The organism is Lacrimispora algidixylanolytica, from assembly GCF_003609635.1.
GTDB lineage: Bacteria > Bacillota > Clostridia > Lachnospirales > Lachnospiraceae > Lacrimispora > Lacrimispora algidixylanolytica.
The window spans coordinates 203,533-226,090 of the sequence record NZ_MCIA01000031.1; the positions used below are offsets into that span (position 1 = coordinate 203,533).

The 22,558-nt window shown below is 38.6% G+C and carries 19 protein-coding genes and 1 pseudogene; 4 read left to right on the plus strand and 16 right to left on the minus strand.

From position 1 onward, the window contains the following. The first annotated feature begins 42 nt into the window (after window positions 1–42). Both BET01_RS16050 and BET01_RS16055 read left to right on the plus strand, forming a co-directional pair. Window positions 43–726, plus strand: a complete 684-nt coding sequence (locus BET01_RS16050; protein WP_120197819.1) for a response regulator transcription factor — start codon at window positions 43–45, stop codon at window positions 724–726. Continuing rightward, complete coding sequence (locus tag BET01_RS16055; RefSeq protein WP_120197820.1) at window positions 720–1,631, plus strand: sensor histidine kinase; 912 nt, start codon at window positions 720–722, stop codon at window positions 1,629–1,631. Before BET01_RS16050 ends, BET01_RS16055 begins: the two co-directional genes overlap by 7 nt. Before the next feature lie 2 nt (window positions 1,632–1,633). Here the strand turns inward: BET01_RS16055 and BET01_RS16060 are convergent, their stop codons facing one another. The 9 genes and pseudogenes from BET01_RS16060 to BET01_RS16100 all read right to left on the minus strand — a co-directional run bounded on the left by BET01_RS16060 (window position 1,634) and on the right by BET01_RS16100 (window position 11,504). Further along, on the minus strand, window positions 1,634–2,221 hold the full coding sequence (locus tag BET01_RS16060) for a flavodoxin family protein (RefSeq protein ID WP_120197821.1): 588 nt from the start codon (window positions 2,219–2,221) through the stop codon (window positions 1,634–1,636). Window positions 2,222–2,451: 230 nt separating this feature from the next. Next, window positions 2,452–2,940 carry a MarR family transcriptional regulator gene (locus BET01_RS16065; RefSeq protein ID WP_120197822.1) on the minus strand — a complete coding sequence of 163 codons (489 nt, stop codon included), beginning with the start codon at window positions 2,938–2,940 and terminating at the stop codon, window positions 2,452–2,454. Between the two features lie 999 nt (window positions 2,941–3,939). Then, window positions 3,940–5,112, minus strand: a complete 1,173-nt coding sequence (locus BET01_RS16070) for a type II restriction endonuclease (RefSeq protein ID WP_120197823.1) — start codon at window positions 5,110–5,112, stop codon at window positions 3,940–3,942. Continuing rightward, complete coding sequence (dcm, locus tag BET01_RS16075; RefSeq protein WP_120197824.1) at window positions 5,112–6,254, minus strand: DNA (cytosine-5-)-methyltransferase; 1,143 nt, start codon at window positions 6,252–6,254, stop codon at window positions 5,112–5,114. The genes BET01_RS16070 and dcm overlap by 1 nt, the downstream gene beginning before the upstream one ends. Before the next feature lie 598 nt (window positions 6,255–6,852). Then, window positions 6,853–8,349 (minus strand): annotated as a pseudogene (lysS, locus tag BET01_RS16080) (lysine--tRNA ligase); the annotation flags it as partial. A 118-nt stretch (window positions 8,350–8,467) separates the two neighbouring features. Further along, the gene (greA, locus tag BET01_RS16085; protein ID WP_120197826.1) at window positions 8,468–8,950 is read right to left on the minus strand and encodes a transcription elongation factor GreA; all 483 of its coding nucleotides are present in this window, start codon (window positions 8,948–8,950) and stop codon (window positions 8,468–8,470) included. A 99-nt stretch (window positions 8,951–9,049) separates the two neighbouring features. Beyond that, a complete protein-coding gene (gene dusB / locus BET01_RS16090) occupies window positions 9,050–10,018 on the minus strand; it encodes a tRNA dihydrouridine synthase DusB (protein WP_120197827.1) in 969 nt (322 codons plus the stop codon). Continuing rightward, a complete protein-coding gene (locus BET01_RS16095) occupies window positions 10,015–10,371 on the minus strand; it encodes a DUF6145 family protein (protein WP_120197828.1) in 357 nt (118 codons plus the stop codon). The genes dusB and BET01_RS16095 overlap by 4 nt, the downstream gene beginning before the upstream one ends. A gap of 125 nt (window positions 10,372–10,496) precedes the next feature. After that, window positions 10,497–11,504: a LacI family DNA-binding transcriptional regulator gene (locus BET01_RS16100; protein WP_120197829.1), complete on the minus strand. Its 1,008-nt coding sequence runs from the start codon at window positions 11,502–11,504 to the stop codon at window positions 10,497–10,499. Window positions 11,505–11,815: 311 nt separating this feature from the next. Here BET01_RS16100 and BET01_RS16105 point away from each other — a divergent pair, with 311 nt between their 5' ends. Together BET01_RS16105 and BET01_RS16110 are read left to right on the plus strand one after the other, a co-directional pair. Beyond that, window positions 11,816–13,297 carry a UxaA family hydrolase gene (locus tag BET01_RS16105; protein ID WP_120197830.1) on the plus strand — a complete coding sequence of 494 codons (1,482 nt, stop codon included), beginning with the start codon at window positions 11,816–11,818 and terminating at the stop codon, window positions 13,295–13,297. Window positions 13,298–13,333: 36 nt separating this feature from the next. Beyond that, window positions 13,334–14,821, plus strand: a complete 1,488-nt coding sequence (locus BET01_RS16110; RefSeq protein ID WP_120197831.1) for a tagaturonate reductase — start codon at window positions 13,334–13,336, stop codon at window positions 14,819–14,821. 163 nt (window positions 14,822–14,984) lie between these two features. Here the strand turns inward: BET01_RS16110 and BET01_RS16115 are convergent, their stop codons facing one another. From BET01_RS16115 to BET01_RS16145, 7 genes are all read right to left on the minus strand, one after another. Beyond that, window positions 14,985–15,515 carry a GNAT family N-acetyltransferase gene (locus tag BET01_RS16115; protein ID WP_120197832.1) on the minus strand — a complete coding sequence of 177 codons (531 nt, stop codon included), beginning with the start codon at window positions 15,513–15,515 and terminating at the stop codon, window positions 14,985–14,987. Between the two features lie 446 nt (window positions 15,516–15,961). Next, window positions 15,962–16,795: a sugar phosphate isomerase/epimerase family protein gene (locus BET01_RS16120; protein WP_120197833.1), complete on the minus strand. Its 834-nt coding sequence runs from the start codon at window positions 16,793–16,795 to the stop codon at window positions 15,962–15,964. Between the two features lie 14 nt (window positions 16,796–16,809). Next, complete coding sequence (locus BET01_RS16125; protein ID WP_120197834.1) at window positions 16,810–18,363, minus strand: glycoside hydrolase family 28 protein; 1,554 nt, start codon at window positions 18,361–18,363, stop codon at window positions 16,810–16,812. Between the two features lie 78 nt (window positions 18,364–18,441). Continuing rightward, window positions 18,442–19,293 (minus strand): carbohydrate ABC transporter permease, encoded by an 852-nt coding sequence (locus tag BET01_RS16130; RefSeq protein ID WP_120197835.1) that lies wholly within the window; start codon window positions 19,291–19,293, stop codon window positions 18,442–18,444. A gap of 5 nt (window positions 19,294–19,298) precedes the next feature. Next, window positions 19,299–20,198 (minus strand): carbohydrate ABC transporter permease, encoded by a 900-nt coding sequence (locus BET01_RS16135; protein ID WP_120197836.1) that lies wholly within the window; start codon window positions 20,196–20,198, stop codon window positions 19,299–19,301. 5 nt (window positions 20,199–20,203) lie between these two features. Then, a complete protein-coding gene (locus BET01_RS16140) occupies window positions 20,204–20,872 on the minus strand; it encodes a hypothetical protein (RefSeq protein ID WP_147422826.1) in 669 nt (222 codons plus the stop codon). Window positions 20,873–20,955: 83 nt separating this feature from the next. Further along, entirely contained in the window at window positions 20,956–22,335 is a 1,380-nt protein-coding gene (locus BET01_RS16145) for an ABC transporter substrate-binding protein (protein WP_120197842.1), read from the minus strand. Between the last annotated feature and the right edge of the window lie 223 nt (window positions 22,336–22,558).

Consider the following 22,558-nt stretch of genomic DNA (forward strand, 5'->3'; position numbering starts at 1 on the left):
CTATGGTATGATTAAAATAATACTGTGAATGGTGGTGGACCTATGAGAATTTTACTTGTTGAAGATGAAGCAAGATTAGCTGACGCATTAGAGCATATTCTAAAAAAACAAGGATATCTAGTTGATGTATCTTATGACGGCACGGAGGGACTAGATATGGCTGGAACCGGTATTTACGACGTAATTATATTGGACAGAATGCTCCCCGGCCTAGATGGTATCGAAATCTTAAAACATATACGAACGAATAAGATGACTACACCGGTTATTTTTCTTACTGCCAAAGACGCGGTATCCAGCAGAATCGAAGGTCTGGACGCTGGAGCCGATGACTATCTCATTAAACCATTTTCCAAAGACGAGCTTTTAGCAAGAGTTCGGGTCCTTTCCAGGCGTTCCAAACATCTGCAAGTAAATAATAAATTTAGCGTTGCTTCTTTACATTTGGACACCATGCTATGTGAAGTTTCCATCGATGGGGAAATAACAAGATTGACTACGACTGAAGTTCAGCTTTTGGAGCTTCTTATGCGTAACCTTGGACAGACTCTAACAAAAGAACAAATACTCGATCGGATTTGGGGATTTAACAAAGAGGTGGAAATAAAAAATGTAGAACTCTATATTTTTTATCTGAGAAAAAAAGTGAATTTTGAAAAAAGCGGGGTAACCATTCATACGATTAGAGGAGTTGGATATTCATTAAAGGAGATGCCATCATGTTAAAAACGTTACGTAAGCGGTTTGTTCTATTTAGTGTTATGATGATTAGTATCATACTATTAATTCTGGGATTGTTAACTTATATGGGTCCAGCCAGTTATGTGAGTTCTGGTAGATTTATCTGGACAATTTCATTGGCAATCGGTATGGTTTTTGCAGGAAGTTGGCTGTTGTCAAAAGCGGCGATTCGTCCCATTAAAGCAGCATGGCAGAAGCAGCTTGATTTCACCGCCGATGCTTCTCACGAACTGCGCACCCCCATCGCCGTGATCCGGACAACTTTAGAGCTATTGATGGATAGCCCAGAGGAAACCATAGGGAGTCAAATGAAATGGCTGAAAAATATGGAAGCTGAAAATCTACGACTGGCTAAGCTAGTAGATGATCTACTCACTTTATCCAAGGCGGATACTAACCAGCAAACACTTGAAACCAAAACATTCCTTCTTAATGATGTGATTACAAATGCTCTTCTTCTCTTTGAGCCCATAGCCACCAGGAAAAATATTGTTCTTGAAGTCTGTATTAATGATAATATCAATTTTCATGGGGATAAAAAGCGAATGGAACAGCTTATGGTCATCCTTATGGAAAATGCTCTAAACTACTCAGACGGTCCTGGCACAATTAAATTATCCATCACACAAATCAAAACAAAATATAAACTAATGCTTACAGATACCGGAGTTGGAATAGAAAAAGAGCATTTAGACAAGATTTTTGATCGTTTTTATCGCATTAATCAAACAAGAAAAAGGAATCCAGACGGTTCTGGCTTGGGCCTGTCTATTGCAAAATGGATTGTGCAGGAGCATGGGGGCACTATTGAGGTTGCAAGTACACCTGGCATTGGAACGACTTTTACAATTGTCTTACCAGTTAATAAGTGTCTGGAACTTTCGTCGTGAAATTAACTAACCGATTTATGAGCTTCTTCAAGAACCAACGCTGAGCCAAAATTCTTTAATGACATGCACAAATCTTCTCTTTCATCAATTGCTCCGCTTCGCAAATCAGTAACAACAGGTACCTCTCTTACATCAAATTCAAGAATTTCAAACATGTGATTGGTATAATCCATATATGGTTTAAAGAGACTAGCATCTGGATTTCCCTGATTAAACGAAAGAACCAGTTTTTGCTTTGTGACAACCTCTTTAAAAAATGGTGAGAATTTAGGTGAGAACCTAGCAAATAAACGATCGGTAAATATCTTCCCTTGTGCACTCATCTGTCCCATGTAGATAGGTAAGCCTAAAACAATGGCATCGGCATGTTCCATCTCTTCGTAAATCTTCTGCATATCGTCTTTAATTACACAGCCCTCTGCACCTTTGTGGCAGGCCATACACCCCCTGCATGGATTTATATTGAGATCACTGAAATGAAAGGATTGGGTTTTGGCTCCCTGATCCTTTGCTCCCTCAAGTAATTTATTTACAATAAATGCAGTATTTCCTTCTTTTCTCTGACTTGCGATAATACCAATGATATTCATAGATTTTCCTCCTATTATTATTGTTGAGCTACGATTGGCTTTTTGTGTCCCTGGACTCATTTTATGATACTGCTTTTTTGTGTCCTTGTCAACAATAAATCAGAAATAAAAAATGCAGCCCAATCTAATATCAATTTGAGCTGCCTGCTTATTCTATTCTCTTTTTGGGTAATACGTATATAATTGAGTGACATCTAAAAGCCATCACAACAGAAAGACTCTTGATGTAATCATAAATTATCACGCCATCCAGAAGTAACATCCACGTCAAGTTTTTTAATTTCTGAATCCAGATGTTTATTAAACTTTTCGGTAAAGCAAAGCATACTGTTATATTGTTCCTCTGTTATCTGCTCAAATACAGCCTTATCCCGTTCTTGGTACTCTTTATGCAGTTCTTCATGCACTTCATATACACCATGGCCTTGCTTCGTAAGCTTAAAATATATTTCTTTTTTATTTTCAGGCTTCTGATAGCTTTCAATAAGACCTTTTTCTATGAGTTTCTTCGTCAGTTTACTAATCGCACTCCTCGTCATATAAAATGACTCTGCAAGTTTTGTCACATTGGAATCTTCATTTTCCTCAATGAATTCAATGCAATGTACTTCTGAAGGGTTATATCCTTTAAGCCTGTTCTTCAATTTATATCCATCAAGCCACATTTTCTTATTAAATAGTTCCCAGAGTTCCGTCATAACCTGCTCTTCTTTATTCATAATATATCCCTCCACTTACCTACATAATAGCCATTATAATATGGTTTTGTATATTATTCAACAATTTACGTTTGTTGATGTTTCAATTGTAAGGACAATTACTTAAAGGTACATATGATATAAGCCATGTGCAATTCTTATTATTTAAGGACAATATATTGAATAAATCTGAGCAGGTAATTCGGAATTAAAATAATATTAGATCTGCTTCATTTTTCTATTTTGAATTTATATTTTAATATACCACTTTTATCTTACTAAATACCTCATTATCTTTTTCATAAATAATGCGCGTGAAGAATGGGCTGTATTACCAGTCATATTTATCACACGCAATTTTTTTGTTCAGATAAAAATTTATTTTAACCTAGAATTCACTTCGTTTACAGAAGCAATCCTTGCTCCATCAGCATCTGTTATTTCAGGCTTTTTCTTATCAGCTTCTTTGCTTTCGTTTGCTAAATTAATTACTTAATGGGACGCCCTTTGGGATATCTCTTCGCCCGGGCATCAGGGAACTACAGACGAGCCGCTTATGCGGTCACGACGCGATATCAATACTACCGGTATCACTATCCCTTCTGCTTGCAATTCGAAGGTTTATGGTGCTCCAGCCACTGAGCTCCATAACATGAGTTATTATCCTCTCACAGCATTCGACTTCAACGCCAACACTACGGTGGCGCTTAACAAACGTCCATGGACGCTTGTACCCTTTTACCAGGCTTGTGCCCTGTACCTCGTTCTCCATCTCTCGATCCCTCGAACTACTAATATGATAACAGTGGTCTTAAACCCTCGAGGCAAATATCCTGAAATTTTACTCCTTTAAAGATTTTTCTTTAGGTTGCATGATTTCTGCAAATCTGTAGTTGCTATTCAGTTGTCAACGATCTCATCAACTGTTGATAGCAATATATTAGCAGATTATTTTCTTTAATAGTAACTGGGATGGTGTATTTTCGTGAAAAGGCACCATAATTTGGCGTATTTGATAAACTATAAATTTTGTAGTTCCTTTACATACCTTACAAATCTTGAAATCGTCCAAATTCTGTCCTGCCTATCTTTTGGATAACATGAAATATATTGCTTTGGAACAACCAGTATGACTTGTTCTTCTTGCATTTCATCCATTTGTGCAGGTGAAATCCCTTGCTGTAAGGTACATAAGAATTTATCTTTGTCTCTAAGTCTGTTTGCCTCATTTAAAACCTGTCTCCATCGATCCTTACACGTAGTTTTTGCAGCTAACGATACTAATTTTTCTGTAGAAAATTTCATATCCTGATAAGCTTCTTGAGAAGGAAATACAAAGTCTGGCTTTTTATTCCCCTCAGTCACAGCTTGAGAAGAATATCTTATTTCATTTGCATCGAAAATAGCCTCTAAATGATGTTCCAAACTTTTTCCAGCTCTACTTTTCCTCCTGTTTAATACAGTATTAGCCAACTTAACAAAGTCTTCTACCGAAGAAAAACCTGCATTTACAACACTTCCATACCTACTCTGTTCAATTGCTCTAAACAAAGAATACTCCACATTCATCCATTCAATAATTTTCTTGTCGGGGTTTGAACATAGATATTCTATATGATTATATACTTCATTAGCTATTGATTGTGCGGCCTTTGACATTGCTCCAGTTTCTGGAAATTCCACGTTTAGTCCTTTAATATAATTATATATTTCCAAACTTTCTTTTCTATCTTGTTGAATACTCCCAACTCCAAATAGACAGTTTGTCTCTGTTGAACTAATTCCAAACGTTTCAAGAAACTCTTCAATATCTTCTTCCATTTCAAGAATATACCCAGAAAACTCATCCTCTGACTGTTTAGTAAAAACAAATAAAGCTCCGGTTTGTTCAGGTCTTAATAATGGAAATTTTCTCCCAAACTTCGTTATTCGAAGTTCTTTTTTACTGCTGTAATATGTAAATGTACTCTCAGTATAAAAATCATTATGCCAAAAAATTTTTACATCTCGCTTCAAAATCCCATCCAATGGAATTTTCTCAGAAAACATAATACTTTTTGCAGATGCCGAAACAAGAATACCGCTCTGATGACCTCCTGTAGCACCTGTATCATTTGCAGATAGAAACTTACAAAAAGCAGTACCACTACTTTCAACCGACTCAATTGCATCTTTTAATATTTCAGAAATCATCAGATCACCTTTCTACCCTCTTCTGGCTCATTTTCTAGACTCTTGATTTCATTTATTATAAGCTTTGCTACATTAGCAATCAACGGAACTACTACCGAATTACCAAATTGTCTATAAGCCTGCGTATCTGATACTGGGATTAAAAATGTTTCTGGAAATCCCTGAAGTCTTGCACTCTCTCTAGGCGTTAATCGTCTTGGGTTTTTCCCTCTTTGAGCTATCAATATTTCCGAACCATCTTTATGATATCTTGCACTAATTGTTCTTGATACTCCATCTAAAGGTGCAATTCCATATCCAAAACCGTTTCCTGCTGCTTTGTGTTTTGCTGCATAATTTTGCAAGTATACCCATAGCTTATCTGATAGTGTATATTTTTCATCCACCTTCTTTTCAAGAATATCTTTCATTACTGGTTTAGGCTGTATTGGAGAAAGATCAAATTTGTAATCAATATTATTTCCATAACGTTCCATATCAAATCCAACTATAATAATTCGTTCTCTATGCTGTGGAACAAAACTTTGTCCATCTAATACCGCATAAAAAATTTTATAATTTAATTCCTCTAATGATTCTTCAATTGTTTTAAAAGTTCTTCCTTTATCATGACTTTTAAGATTCTTCACATTCTCTAACATAAATGCCTTTGGACGCTTTTCCTTTAATATTCTACAAACATCAAAAAACAATGTCCCTTGAGTTTTATCTTGAAACCCTGTTTTTTTACCCATACTTACTTTTTTTGAAACACCTGCAATTGAAAACGGCTGACAAGGGAAACCTGCCACCAAAATATCATGATCTGGAATCTCCTTTGCGTCAACTTGAGTAATGTCTCCTTCTGGTTGTTCTCCAAAATTAGCATAATACGTTTGTTGACTATATTTATTCCATTCGCTAGAATAAACGCATTTTCCGCCTACTTGTTCATATGCAAGTCTCATTCCTCCAATTCCTGCAAACAAATCAATGAAGGTAAAACAAGGATCACTATTTTCATTTTGCTTCTTTTTTTTATCTGTTATGTAATATGCAACTGCCTCTCTAACACATTCCTGCATAGATTGGTCAGATTCTGAAGAATATGAATTTAGTTTTTCATATAACACATCATCTACTCTTAAATGCATTTGTTTCATCTTAATCACCTCTGGGAATTATTATGTACCACTTCTTTCCCATTCATTATACATTAAGATATAAAAAAATGCAATCGCAACATCAGAACATTTGTTCTAAAATTTCAATTGCCCTTATTTGTCTATATCTATTCATATTTTGATTTTATTTCATTAAAAAAGTAGCTAGGAGTGACGTTATATTTTGCAGATGCCTATTCTTCGTGGCGACAGGAAAGCAATGAAAACGTAATTTGATCACTGCGTGAATTTTATCCCAGGAAAACGAATCTGGCTCTGATTCACCAAAAGGAATTAGTGCACAAACTGAAATATCATCAATTCTCTTTCTAACATGTGATTTACTTCACACAAATTAAAGCAAATAAGAACACTGTAATAATCGTAACATCAGCTAGCAAAACGTTCAAGCCTACAACTAACTCCTAAAAGTGAAAAATAAAAATAAGCCCTTACTACTTATATATTACTGTAGAAAGGGCTCTTATTTATAAAATAAATTCTATTGAGATAAAATAGTATTAAAAAAACTATTTACATGATTCCAAAACCTCAAGTTTTTCTTTATTTACGGAATTTACCAGCTATATTACTTTTCCAGTGTCTTCATCGTCGGGAACAACAAAACATCCCTAATTGCATAAGAATCCGTAAGCAACATTACAAAACGGTCAATACCAATACCAATACCACCAGTAGGTGGCATACCAATCATCAGCGCATTGATAAAGTCATCATCCATGGAATTAGCCTCGTCATCTCCAGCTGCAAGAAGTGCTTCCTGTGCCTTGAAACGCTCAATCTGATCCAAAGGATCATTAAGCTCTGAATAAGCATTTGCCATCTCACGCTTTGTAATAAACAACTCAAAACGCTCGGTGTACTCTGGGTCTTCTGGTTTTTTCTTAGTCAATGGGGAAATCTCCACTGGGTGATCAATGATAAAGGTAGGCTGAACCAGATGCTCTTCTACAAACTCTTCAAAAAGAAGACTTAAAATATCACCCTTCTTATGACGAGCTTCGTAAGATACATGGTGCTTATCAGCCAATGCCTTTGCCTCTTCATCAGTATGAACCTCTGTAAAATCAATGCCTTTGTACTTCTTAAGTGCATCCACCATAGAAATTCTTTCAAAAGGCTTAGATAAATCAATTTCCACACCATCGTAAGAAACAACAGCAGTTCCAAGAACCTTTAATGCTACGGAACGGAAAAGACCTTCGACCAAATCCATCATACCATGGTAATCGGTATATGCTTGGTATAATTCCATCAATGTAAATTCTGGATTATGGCGTGTATCTACACCCTCGTTACGGAATACTCGTCCGATTTCATAAACTCGTTCTAAACCACCTACGATAAGACGCTTTAGATAAAGCTCAAGAGAAATACGAAGCTTTACATCCTCATCAAGAGCGTTATAGTGGGTTTCAAATGGTCTAGCTGCAGCACCGCCAGCATTGGCTACCAGCATTGGTGTCTCAACTTCCATAAAGCCCTGATCATCTAGATGGTTACGGATCTCTTTGATAATCTGTGATCTCTTTACAAAAGTATCTCTAACTTCTGGATTCATAATCAGATCTACATATCTTTGTCTGTAACGAATATCAGTATTGGTAAGTCCATGGAACTTTTCAGGAAGAATCTGAAGACTCTTGGTCAACAGATCTACGCTTTCCGCATGGATAGAGATCTCGCCTGTCTTTGTTGTAAATGCAGTACCTTTAATACCAACGATATCACCGATATCCATCTTTTTAAATTCTTTATATTCCTCTTCACCAATGCTGTCTCTTGCAACATAGGACTGAATGTTTCCCTTTAAATCCTGAACATTACAAAAAGCGGCCTTTCCCATAACTCTCTTGGACATCATACGTCCTGCAATCGTTACTTCCTTGCCTTCCCACTGGTCGTATTGCTCTTTGATATCGCTACTATGTGCACTGACATCGTACTTTGTAACCTGAAATGGATCCTTTCCCGCTTCCTGAAGCTCTGCAAGCTTTTCGCGGCGGACCTTTAATAAATGATTTAGATCTTCTTCTACATTCTGATTTTGGTTCTGATTCTGCTGTTCTGGCACCTGTTTGTACTCCTTTGTGAACTATAGTAAAGAATTTCGATTCGCTTAATGGTTCCTTAAACGGCTAATTAACTTAGCAAAGTCTGCACTACTTTTGACTTTGCTAAGTTAATTATGCCTATGATACTCTTTGAATTTCTAATACTTTATACTGAATAACACCTGACTGTGTTTCCACTTCCACAACATCTCCTACCTTTTTGCCCATCAATGCCTGGCCAACCGGAGATTCGTTAGAAATTTTATTCTGAAGGCTATTCGCTTCGGAAGAGCCTACAATCTTAAATTCCATCTCTTCGTCTTCATCAACCTCGTAAACCTTAACCTTACAGCCAATGTTAATCTTATCAAGATCAATTTCATCTTCCACAACGACTTCTGCATTTTTGAGTAATTTTTCCAGTTCTTCAATACGCAGCTCGATGTCTCGTTGTTCATCTTTAGCGGCATCATACTCAGCATTCTCAGATAAGTCGCCTTGCTCTCTGGCTTCCTTGATCTTTTGGGCAACTTCTTTTCTCTTAACTACCTTTAAGTTCTGAAGTTCCTCTTCGTATCTTTTAAGACCTTCGTAGGTTAAAATATTTTTCTTATCTACCATGGTTTTTCGATTCCTCCTGGTTTCTTACTCGCTCATTCGCATTCCAGATATTATAGCGTAAACATCTGGAATTGTCAAGATTCTGCTTGGTTTTACTGGTTACAATACTTCAATTCTTTCTTCCACAAAACGCCTAAATTCATCTATCGTCTCAATTTGATTGATATCATTTCTTAATCTGGCAGAATGAGGAAGTCCTGAGGTATACCATGCCATATGCTTGCGCATCTCGCGCATGGCGACAATTTCTCCCTTTAACTCCATATGCATGCTTCCGTGACGTAGGATTAATTTGCTGATCTCTCCTGCATTTGGTCCTGGAAGCAAGACCCCAGTCTCTAGATAGTGAAGCGTTCTAGAAAAGATCCAGGGATTTCCTTTGGCGCCTCTTGCAATCATCACACCGTCACATCCGGTCTCAGAAAGAAGAGCCTTGGCATCCTCAGGCTTAAAGATATCACCATTTCCGATGACAGGAATGGATACTGCTTCCTTTACCTTTCGGATGATATCCCAGTCCGCTGTGCCAGAATAATACTGTTCTCTGGTCCGTCCATGGACAGCAACTGCGGCTACTCCAGAGCTCTCCGCCATCTTGGCAAACTCCACCGCATTACTATCATCCTCGGCAAAGCCCTTTCTAAACTTAACTGTTACAGGCTTTTTAACTGCCTTAACCATGGAAGATAATATGCGCTCGGCAAGTTTTATATCCTTCATGAGAGCAGAACCCTCTCCATTGTTGACAATTTTAGGCATTGGACAACCCATATTTATATCAATAAAGGCAAAAGGACCAGATTCAATCTGGGCCGCCATGTCTGCCATTATAGAAGGATCCGATCCAAAAAGCTGAATGCTTACGGGACCTTCGCCTTCTCCAACTTCCATTAAGACATTTGTATTTTTGTTTTTATATAAAATCGCCTTGGCACTTACCATCTCTGTCACTGCCATACCACAGCCTAACTCCCTGCACAATAAACGAAATGGCAGGTCTGTAACTCCTGCCATTGGTGCAAGTATCAGGTTGTTTTCAAGCGTCACATCACCAATTCTAAGCTTCACTTGTCCACTGCTCCATTATCTAATTCTTCTCCAAGACAGAACACTCTGTAATACATTTCCATGTTTTCTAGAAGTTCCCTTTTTTCGCTTCGGTACTGCTTTATCTTTAATACACTTCCAATTTCATCAAACAGATAATCGTTCTCCTCTGCCGTCACTTTAAATTCCAAGGTTCCATCCTCTGTATATTCCAGAGTAAGAATTCCTCCTACGTCTTCGGTATAAAGCACACACATAACTTTAAGTTCCTGCTTGATGCTTTCTGGAAGGCTGGAAAATTGCTGGTTAAAGTAAAATTTCTGCTCATAGGAATTGGCACCACATAGCACCACATTGTCTCCATCATGTTCCATCTTTATTCCTGTCCCCGCACTTTCTATTTGTATCCCCTGCATGTTGCATACAATACAGATAGCAGGGTGTTTTCATTTGTTTTACTGGCTTTATATTGTAGCACAACAAAAATGAAAAGACAAGGCTAAAAATCTGTGGTACAACGTTTGACTAGTCTGCAGGGAATCTTTGTATCACGGGAAACTTCTTCTGCTTTTCCGTGAAGAATCTTCATCATATTATTAATGGTCAGATTGCATAATTCCTCTACCTTATTATCAACAGAGGAAAGTTCAGGATCACTACAGATGGAAAGTGCTGAATTGTTAAATCCTGTGATGCATAAATCCTCTGGGATCTTTAACAACTTTGAGTTTGCATATTTGATGGCTCCAACTGCAAGTCCATCGTCTGTAGCTACTACACTGTCAAACTTTAGATCTCTACGCTCTAAAAGGATATCACGCACGGAATGAATCCGGTTTTTTACATAAAGCTTTAAATCGCCAAGCACTGGCAGTCCATGGCTTTTCAAGGCTGACTCATACCCTTCCAGCTTCTGTGTTGCACTGTAAGAATGAGAGTCACAGAGAAAGAGAATCCGTTTTCTTCCTCTTTCAATCATCTGGCTGGTAACATCATAGGTTGCCTGGTAATCATCTCCATATGCGCAGTATACATTTTCATGATCCAGATATCCATTGATTAAAAATACAGGAATATTTTTCGCTGCATCGCGGACATACTGAACTAAACTGTCACTACCGCCGGATCCAGAATACACAGAACCCACCATAATCAGTGCATCTATTCTTTTTGCTAAAAGAAGGCTCACATACTTTTCTTTCACGGACTGTTCATATCCTGTACAGCATAAAATGCAGTCGTAACCATGTTCATGCATACGGCTTTCCAAGTGCGCTATGGCTGTGGCCATATAGGCATCTGAAACATCGGGACACATAATACCAATGGTTTTCATAGAATCTAGTCCCAGGCCTCTGGCAAATACATTTGGAGTATAGCCATTTTCCTCCATAATAGCCATTACTTTTTGCTTTGTCTTTTCACTAACACGGGGGCTGTCATTCACCACCCGAGATACCGTCGCAATGGAAACTCCTGCAAGCTGTGCAATATCGTAAATATTCATTGTAGTCCCTCTTAGCATCATAAATTTCATTGTTGGCAAACAACTTTTTGCTGCTTTTGAAAGCTAGCGTAAGCGCTTACACTATACTCGCTCAATTATACAGGATTTTCTCATATTAAGCAACTATTATTACTCTATATTAATAGGAAATAACCGATTATTTTTATCCCAAAAATGCGCCTTTCTAAAAGAAAAACCTTTCTTTCTCCCTTTGCCTATTGACTATGTGATTAAAATGGTGTATGTTTTATGTAAGTACTTACATTGCATGTATATAAATAAAAACCGGTACTAAGAAAGGAAGGAAGCTTATGCAGGATTTTATCAAAATTCATTCCGAAGATAACGTTGCCGTTGCCTTAAAACCGCTCACAGCCGGTACTTTAATCGAAGTAGGCGATACGGCAGTAACCCTTTTGGAAGATATCCCACAGGGTCACAAATTTTCCCTTACCGATATCCCTGCCGGCTCATCCGTCATGAAATACGGCTGTGCCATCGGCGTAGCAAAGGAGAATATCGCGACAGGGGCCTGGATTCACACACACAATTTAAAAACAGGATTAGGGGATTTACTTACTTACAGTTATAACAAGCAAGATATCAATCTTGACCAAACAGGGGACCGTACCTTTATGGGATATAAAAGACCTAATGGTAAGGTGGGTGTCCGCAATGAGATTTGGATCATTCCTACGGTTGGATGTGTAAATAAGATCGCTTCTGCCATTGAACGAGTCAGTCAAAAATATGTTTCTGGATCCATTGACGAAATTGCAGCATTCCCTCATCCATATGGTTGCTCCCAGATGGGCGATGATCAGGAATACACAAGAACCATTCTTGCCGATTTAATCAATCACCCCAATGCCGGTGGCGTTCTGGTCCTTGGACTTGGCTGTGAAAACAGCAATGTACAGGAGTTAAAACGTTATATTGGGGAATACGATGAACGCAGGATTAAATTTTTAGTTGCTCAGGAATCCGATGATGAGATGGAGGATTCCATGGCTCTTATAGAGGAACTGGTGGAATATGCAGGCGCGTTCCAAAGAGAACCTATTAGCTGTAGCGAACTTGTAATTGGCATGAAGTGCGGCGGATCGGACGGACTCTCTGGAATTACAGCCAACCCAACGGTAGGTGCTTTTTCCGATATTCTAGTTTCAAAGGGCGGTACTACCATTCTTACAGAAGTTCCAGAAATGTTCGGTGCGGAAACACTTCTAATGAACCGGTGTAAAGATGAAGAGACATTTGAAAAGACCGTAGAACTTATTAACGATTTCAAAAACTACTTCACTAGCCATAATCAGACCATTTATGAGAATCCATCTCCTGGTAATAAAAAAGGTGGCATTTCTACCCTTGAGGACAAGTCTTTAGGATGCGTCCAAAAGTCAGGCAGCGCAGAAGTCGTAGATGTGTTAAAATACGGCAAACCTGTGAAAACAAAGGGCTTAAACTTATTAAGTGCTCCAGGTAATGACTTAGTTGCTTCTACTGCTCTTGCTGCTTCTGGCGCTCATATCGTCCTCTTTACCACAGGCCGCGGGACTCCATTTGCCTGTCCAGTACCGACAATGAAGATTGCCACCAACACAGCTCTCAGTACAAAAAAGAGCAACTGGATTGATTTTAACTGCGGTGTTTTGGTAGAAGACACTGATATGGATACGCTTAAGAATCAGTTTTTTGATTTCGTGATTGAAGTTGCATCTGGAAAAAAGGTGAAATCCGAGGAAGCTGGCTTCCACGACATGGCTATCTTTAAAAAGGGCGTAACCTTATAATACATCTATGCATACAGGAAAAGGAGATTAATTTTAATGGAAAAGTTATGTTATGCAACACTGGAAAAGCAGGGTTATGACGGATATCTTTTAAAAGATGCACCAGAACGAGTACTGCAGTTTGGAGAAGGAAACTTTTTAAGAGCCTTCGTGGACTATTTTATTGATTTACTCAATGAGAAAACAGGGTTCAACTCCAAAGTTGTATTATGCCAGCCCATCGCCCCAGGTCTTGCAGATATGATTAACGAGCAGGAAGGACTTTATACTCTCTTCCTCCGGGGATTTGAAAACGGAAAGAAAGTGAATGATAAAAGAGTTATCTCCTGTGTAAGCAGATGCTTAAACCCATATAAAGAGTATGAAGAAGTCCTTGCTTGTGCGGAAAATCCTGAGCTTCGCTATATTGCCTGCAACACGACCGAGGCAGGCATTGCATACGATCCTTCCTGTCAGTTTACAGATGTTCCTGCTGAAAGCTATCCTGGAAAGCTGACTCAGTTCTTATACAAGAGATTTGAGAAATTTGGAAAAGAAGCTGGTAAAGGCTTTGTCATTCTTTCTTGTGAGCTCATTGACAACAATGGAAAAGAGCTGGAGAAATGCGTTTTAAGTTATGCAAAGCAGTGGGACTTAGGAGAAGAATTCATCAACTGGATCAAAGCTGAAAATATCTTCTGTTCCACTCTGGTAGATCGGATTGTAACTGGATATCCAAGAAATGAAGCTGCTGCTATTTGTGAGGAATTAGGCTATCAGGATAATTTAATCAATACAGGTGAAGTCTTTGGCTTCTGGGTAATTGAAGGACCTGAGCACTTAAAGAAAGAGCTTCCATTTGAAAAAGCTGGTCTCCCTGTTGTAATTTGTGATGACCACAAGCCATACAAGCAGAGAAAAGTTCGTATCTTAAACGGCGCTCATACTTCCTTTGTATTAGGTGCATACCTTGCAGGACAGGATATTGTACGTGACTGTATGGATGATGAAGTGATCTGCGGATTTATGAATAAAACCATATACGATGAAATCATTCCGACGCTAACATTGCCAAAAGAAGAATTATTAAGCTTTGCTTCTTCTGTTACAGAGCGATTTAAGAATCCATTCATTGATCATGATTTACTGGCTATTTCCTTGAACTCCACTTCTAAGTGGAAAGCTCGTGTTATGCCTTCTTTTAAAGGATTTGTAGAAAAATCAGGTGAACTTCCAAAATGTATCACAGCTTCCTTTGCATTCTATATTGCCTTCTATCACGGCATGAATTTAACCGAGGATGGTCTAGTTTCCTCCCGCCCTGCCGGAAATGAATATACAGTAAAAGATGATAAGTCAGTGCTTCAGTTCTTCTACGACCATAGAGATGATGATGCAGAGACTCTGACTCATTCCGTTTGCAGCAATACCGATTTCTGGGATGAGGATTTAAGTAAGATTCCTGGCTTTGAAGCAGCTGTTGCTGGATACTTAAAATCCATTGAAGAAAAAGGCGCTTATGAAGTTATGAGAGATTGCCTGTAATTTTACAGATTAGGCCTGTGTATTGTCATAATACACAGGCCTTTCTTTTAGAAATATTTACTTTTATATCTTCCTCTTGCAGGATTTGAATCAAGCGAAGAATACTCAATTATAAATATCTGGTTTCGTATCTCATTTCATATCTGATCACTGCCTAATGGGCTTAATAAATAAGCTTCTCATATAGCTTGAACCACTTTAATCCATACTCCTCTAATCCTAGGTCAACGGTATCAATATATTCAAAATTATTTTTTTCGTATACATGAATTGCAGGAAGATTAATAGAATAAACATCTAATCGTAACGATTCCACTCCCTGCTCTTTCGCCAATTCCTCCGCAAAATCCAATAATTTAGAACCAATTCCCTGATTAGAATAATTCGGATGAACTACAAAAGTATAAATCACCAAAACTTTATCATAGGTTAAATCTTTTTTCCAGCACGCACTGTTATATGCCTCTTCTGACTTGTGTCGTAATATAAACGAACCAACTATTACATCTCCCTTAATTGCTACATATAAATTGTTTTCCTCAATCCCCTTAACTGCATCTATACGGGTTGGATAAATCCCTTTTTTAAAACCACAATAATTAATATTTTCCGCTGAATAATCATTTAAATCATCATATAATTTTTCCAATTCATCCGCATCGCTCATCAAACCTTTTCTAATATATACGCTCATAATTTTCTCCCCAAATTTTAATAAAATTATTATACCAAAAAGGAACGCTAAGATATAGTGAAAAACATGGATTCTTATCCGATTAATTTCCAGAATATATTATTTAACTTTATCAACAGTCTTGTATATTCCTCTATATCTTAATATACTATTAATAAAAAATCACATGGCTGTTAAAAGAGAATGGGAATGGATTTCTTTAAAAATGCTTCTGTAGATAGTAAAAACCAAAGTTTTTATAGTTCCGGGCATGAAGCAGGGGGAATTTAGCTTAATTTACAGTACCGAATATTATTATCTGTTCAAACGCATTACGAATAGAACTCCAGACTCTGCTGGAATATAAAGCTTATAGGACGTAAAAAATGAGCTTTGAAACCCGTAATGGGACTTCAAAGCTCGCTTTTTATTTATACCTACTTACCTGTTACAAATTGTTCTCCCAATTAAATACAAGGATATTCCTCAAGAAATTTCCTGGACCACTCCGCATTATCTGGCGTACTATCTTCAATGGTCATCTGGATAAATGGTTTTTCTTTTTTCACAAAATTAAGAATGGTATCATACTTCATAGTACCACTTCCAGGTGCACCTGAAACAACTTTATCTCCTTCGATGACAAAGTCTTTCATATGAACCACATCTGTATATTCACCCAGATCTTTAATGGCTTCCGTAATTACCTCATCATAACGAACGCTGTTTTCTACAGAAAGAAGGTTTACTGGATCCAAAATGATTCTTAAATTCGGTGAATTAATTTCCTTTAATACTCTTAATGCCTGCTTGGAATCATATACAATGTGGCTCCACACTGGTTCTATGGCCATGATAACGCCAAACTTTTCCGCGCATTCTACCACAGGACGGAAGTTCTTAATGAAGATCTGCAAGGATTCCTCCGTGTGGCTTTCCGGTACAAAGCGGTATTCTGCGTTAGGTGCCCCTGTTTCGGTACCCACTACGCTACAGCCTAACATGGATGCAAAACGAAGATGTGCAAAATAACGTTCCTGAATCTTTTTAAGCTCAACTGGATCTGGATGCGCCAGATTCAGATAACACCCTAACACGGCAATATCCACATCATACTTAGCAAATAGCTTCCGAAGATACGTAGCATAGCCTGGAGTCAATGCAGAGTCCTCTACAGAGTGTTCTTTCACCGTTTTGGTTAATGCCAGATGAGCACAGCTAAACCCCTGCTCCTGTGCAATTTTTAATCGTTCTTCTATTGTGCCTGGTGCTATATCATGTAACCGGATTCCAATCTGCATAATTAACCTCTCCTTTATATTACATCATAGTGATCCACATTGGTCACAGTAAACGCTTCCCCTTCCTGACCGGAAATCGAAACCTGATCAAGAATCAACGTTTCAACGTTATTGATTAAGAAACCTTTCTTAGAGCATTCCTCGATTCCGCTTAACATGGCTGGTGCACCAATGTTCGCCTCCTCTGCAAAAGAAACTTCAACATTCTTAAGTTCAATACGCTCAATCTTCTGCTCTGGAAGTCCATAAAAGAAGGAAGCTGCCACATGACAATTTTCCGCTTTTATATTGGTGAAATACAGCCCTTTGATGCTGGGAGTCCGCTCATCAACAGGTAGAGCTTCACGACACTGTACATAATCGGATTTTCCATCTGGATCGCAGAAATAAAAGCTGTTCACCACAAAAGGTGTCATAACATGATCCATGTGAATATGGTCAAAATATATTTCGGAAAGCACAGAATCTTTTCCCCGCCCTCTTCTCGTCTTAATTCTTAACCCTCTGTCGGTATGGCGAAACAAACAGTATTCCACCCGGATGTTTTTAACTCCGGCTCCTACTTCACTTCCTACGGTAACCGCACCGTGTCCATTTTCCATTAGGCATTGACGGATGACAATATTTTCTGATGGTTTCTTATATCGACGTCCCATATAAATCTTCCCGGATTTGATGGCAATACAGTCATCTCCTAAAGAGAAATGAACACCCAGGATCTCAACATCTTTGCAGGATTCCGGATCTAATCCGTCTGTATTATGGGAATTGGCAGGATTATTGATGGTTAAATCAATGAATTTCAAATCTTGGCTAAAGTAGGGATGAAGCACCCACGCCGGACTGTTCTTCAAAGAAAATCCCTGTAAGCTGACATTTTTACATCTCTCTAAAAATACCATACGGGGGCGGAAGGCGATCTTCATCTGTCGAACATCGTGCCACCAGTTATCAAAGTCAGCCTGTCCATTGATCAAACCTCTTCCGTAAATCACAACATCCTCTATATCGATACCAGTAATAATTCCGGCAAACATCGGTAAGGGGTTGCCCTCCCATGTTCCCAGATTATAATCTTCCTTTTCGTCATAGCTTTCGATGACACCCGGAAACCTTGGGAATTTGTTACGGTCTGTATCCGCCTGAAGTTCGGCACCTTCGGCAAGCTCTATCTTGATATGGCTCTTTAAAAACAGGCTGGTAATGTGGTAGGTACCTTTTGGAATAAGTACTCTTCCATCTTTAGGACAAGCCATAATGGCTGCCTGGATAAACGGAGTATCATCTTGGATACCATCGCCCTTTGCCCCGATTTCACGAACATCTAAGGTCACAAACTCATGATCGGTACGGAAAAATACTTCTGCTTTTATTCCATCTCTTTCCAAGCAGATATTATAATCCATATCCGGTTTTAAGTCAAACAAAGTAAATACGGTCTTTTTTGTCTCTCCATGGCTTTCTCCATTTACTAAAATAGTTCCAGGAGTATCATATTCATAGATCTGCTCTGTTATGGTTTCAATGGTTGCAGAACGTGCTGTCTTTAAAGCAACTCTAAGTTTCATACTGACTTAACCTCGCATTTTCTTTTTGTATATTCAAAAAGGGCGCAGCAACTTAATACTACGCCCAATCTAATTTAATTAACCTTTTACGCCACCGGCTGCAATGCCATCAATAAAAGCTTCTTGTGCACAGAAGAACACAATCAGAGATGGAATGATAGAGATTAAAGACATTGCTAAAATTCGATTCCACTGGAATCCGACATCGCCATCCATTGACATACGTAAGTAAATGGAGTTTGTGTATTTCGGCATATCAGAAACGTAAATGAGGGGTCCCATAAAGTCATTGGTGGTCCACATAAACTGGAACAGTGCTACGGAAACCAAAGATGGTTTTAACATAGGAACAATTACATACCATAAAGTCTTTACATAACTACAACCGTCAATCTTAGCTGCTTCTTCCAGTTCCTTTGGAACACCTCTTAAAAACTGTACCAACATGAACAGGAAGTAAGTGTCTCCTGCAAATAGAGAAGGAACAACAAGAGGAAGATATGAGTTAGTCCAGCCCCACTGGTTGAACATGATGTACTGTGGTGCGTTTAAAACTACCTGAGGAAGGAATAAAGTGGAGATCATCAAAGAGAACATAATTGCTTTTCCCTTAAACTCAAACCGTCCAAAACCGTAAGCAGTAATGGTAGCAGAGAAAACAGTAAAGATAACTTTAGGTACTACGATTTTATAAGTGTTTAACATGGACTTGATCAGGTTGATCTTACCGCCGTAATCAACAAATGCATTGTCATAACCGTCCATAACAGGATTCTTAGGCCAGAACCATGCGCTGGTGAAGATCTCTGAGTTTGTTTTAAAAGTTGCTCCCACCATCCAGATCAGGGGGTATACCATAATGAAACCTACCGCGATAAGCATCGTATAACGAATCGCAGTGCTGATTTGTCTTTTTGTCTCTTTCGTCATGTTATTTACCTCCCGTCCTCATCTGAATAGTAAACCCATTTCTTCTGGCTTACAAACGCCACAGCCGTAAAGGTCATAACGATAAGGAACAGAATCCATGCCTGTGCACTTGCCATACCCATCTTATGACGTAAGAATGCGTTGTTGTAAATCAAGATGGAAATCAGTGTAGTCGCTCCGTTAGGTCCGCCCTTTGTTACAAGGAAAGGTCCGTTAAACTCCTGGAATGCCTGGCATAACTGGGTAATCAGATTATAGAAAATAACTGGTGTGATAAGTGGAACTGTGATCTTGAAAAATTGTGTCCACTTTCCTGCTCCATCAATGGAGGCTGCCTCATAAAGGTCTTCTGAAACTCCCTTTAGCGCGGCCAGGAAGATAACCATGGCGGAACCAAACTGCCAAACTCTCAAAAGAATGATTACAGTAAGAGCACCGTTGGCAGAAGCCATCCAGTTAATTTTTTCAGCACCAAATGCACCAATTACGGTATTAATCAGACCGTCTGTATTAAATACAGCTCTCCAAAGAATTGCAATGGCGATGGAACCGCCCAAGATGGAGGGAATATAATATGCAGTTCTAAAAAAGTTAACACCTTTTAATTTAAAATTTAGAATATATGCAATGAACAATGCAAATGTCAGCTTTACTGGAACATCAATAATTGCATACTTGAATGTAACCATGAAAGCTCTTCTGATATCAGAATCTGTGAAGATCTTATTATAGTTCATAAAGCCTGTCTTAGTAACACCACTGAACAGGTCATAATTTGTAAAGCTATAGTACAGTGAAGATGCGAATGGATATACCTTAAAAAGTATAAATCCAATCAGCCACGGTAGTACAAAGAAAAATCCCGCATTATCTGAAAGGAACTTATTAATACCCTTAGACTTCATACTGCTTATACCTCCTGTTTTCTAAGTATTGTATATTGCGCATTGATCATAGATTCTAAACCTACGCAAGTATTATTATTGTTCCCCGCAATAGTTTTCCAAACAAGTTCCCCGAAATTACTGTATCTCTCCTTCTGGAGTACCCCTATATTGCACGCCTTCAGGATGGAATAACCGATTTCCAAAATTTCAGGAGAATCCGGGAGGTTTTTCATCTTTTCTTTGACTATAACCTTAAACAAATCCCTTAATTCTCTATAATATTCGTAGATCTCTTCTGACATCTGATTGATGGTTTCGATCAAGGCCACTAATTCAGTCCCGGTAAAAGACTCTTTGTTTCGAAACATAGCAGCAATTTCGTTGTAATGTTCTTTGCTATTATAGCTTGTTTCATACGCTGTAACAAATGGCATGAAATCCAAAGTCCATTCATTTAAATCCATTGCTGAATCAATCTCTTGTCTGTATTCCTCATTGTCTGTTTGCCCATAAGCAAAAAAATATGCTAAATAATCCTGCATCGGCAGGATGCCTGCCGTCCCCTCCAGGGTTTTAAGCCCGGCTATGTGATTCAATACAAATTCTTGATAGGCCACTTCTTTCGTTGCCTCATACATCTGCATTGCTCCCACCAACTGGTATGGTTTCAATGTCTCATATCTGCATTCCATGACTTTTATCTGCCCTTTTCTTTATGGGAGCCGCCATAACCATATGGCGGCTCGTATGAAAAATGTATTACACTACTTAATGATTAGTTCTCAAGAGTATCTGTAACGCCTTTGATTAAGTCGCTAGCTGCCTGCTTGGAATCAATTTCACCTGCACTTAATTTACCAAATACTTTGTAGTAAACGCCGTCTGGGTTAGCCTTTAAGTCGTTGTGCTCAAATTTGCTGTCCAGAGTGAACTTGCTGTAGCCCATAACCTTTGTGTTAGCTTCGATTGTTAAAGGATCGCCAAGCTTGTTATCCTGAAGAATCTTTAAGCCTTCTGTAGAACAAGGAATTCCTCTCTCTGTGGAAACCAACTTTACGCCTTCTTCGTCATTCAAAAGGAAATCAATTAACATAGCTGCTTCTTTTGGATGCTTGGAGCTTGATGAAACTGCATATGCCATGGAGATCTTTGTAAATCCACCGTTGTTGTTGCCCATCTTAATGAAATCGCCAAGAACGAATTCCTGGTTTGGCTTGTTTACACTGCCTTCAAGAGCTTTTTTGAACTTGGAAGCGGAAGAATCCCACTCAAAGATACCTGCATACTTGCCATCAATCCATTTTGCATTTTTGTCAAGAGAGTCAGCCATATCACCGCTGATGGTTGCTAATGTAGGAATTACATGCTTCTGCTCTAAGCCAGTGATGAAATCCATACCATCTTTTACTTCTTCTTCTGTGTAGCTGATCTGTCCTTCATCTACCCAGTTTTTGCCATATTTAGACTCAAGGTAGTAAACCATTAAGATCATACGATCGTACTCACCAACTGCTAATGGATACATATCAGGATCTTTTGCTTTGAATGCTTCTCCTGCTTTATTCAGAGAATCAAGATCTGTAGGAATTGCTACTCCAACTTCATCAAAAGCGGATTTATTCCAATAGAAAAGACGTCCTGTTAAAGAAATTGGAACTGCCATTAACTTTTTGTCTAATTTGCAAAGCTCAAGGCTTTCTGGTGAAAACTGTTTTAAATCAAGAACATCAGAGTAATCTTCAAGATTAGCGAATGATTTTCCGCCCTGGCCGTAGGAATCAATCCAGTTCCAGTTGATCTGCATAACATCAGCAGCGTTACCGCCTAAGATGTTTAAGGACTGCTTCTCTTCCCAGCCTGTCCATGCGCCGTACTCAGGAGTTACTTTAATATTAGGATACTTTGCTGTAAATGCTTTGATTGCTTCTTCTGTTGCAGCATGTCTGCTGTCTCCACCCCACCAGGAAAACTTGAGTTCTACTGGCTCTCCGGAAGTAGTGTTTGATGCTGCTGCCGAAGTTGTCTCTGCTGCCTTTGATGTTTCTGCTGCACTGGTTGTCTCAGATGTTCCACCCTTGCTACCTGCACAAGCAGATAAAGACATAGCCATAACAGTCGCTAACCCCATTGCTGTCCACTGTTTGATTTTTCTCATTTCTCTCTCTCCTTTTATCTATCCCTCAAACGAGTTCTTTCAAAGCGCGGTGCTGCATTTACAAATTCCAACAATTTTCTCATCTGTTGCGTAAGCGCTTACACTGTGCTTTTTCTATATTATAGCACCTCTCCTGTTATAATTCATTTCAAATACAGCACAAAACATTGAATATATTGACATCCTGTGGTATAATTTTAGTAATATTAGCTAAGGAGAATAC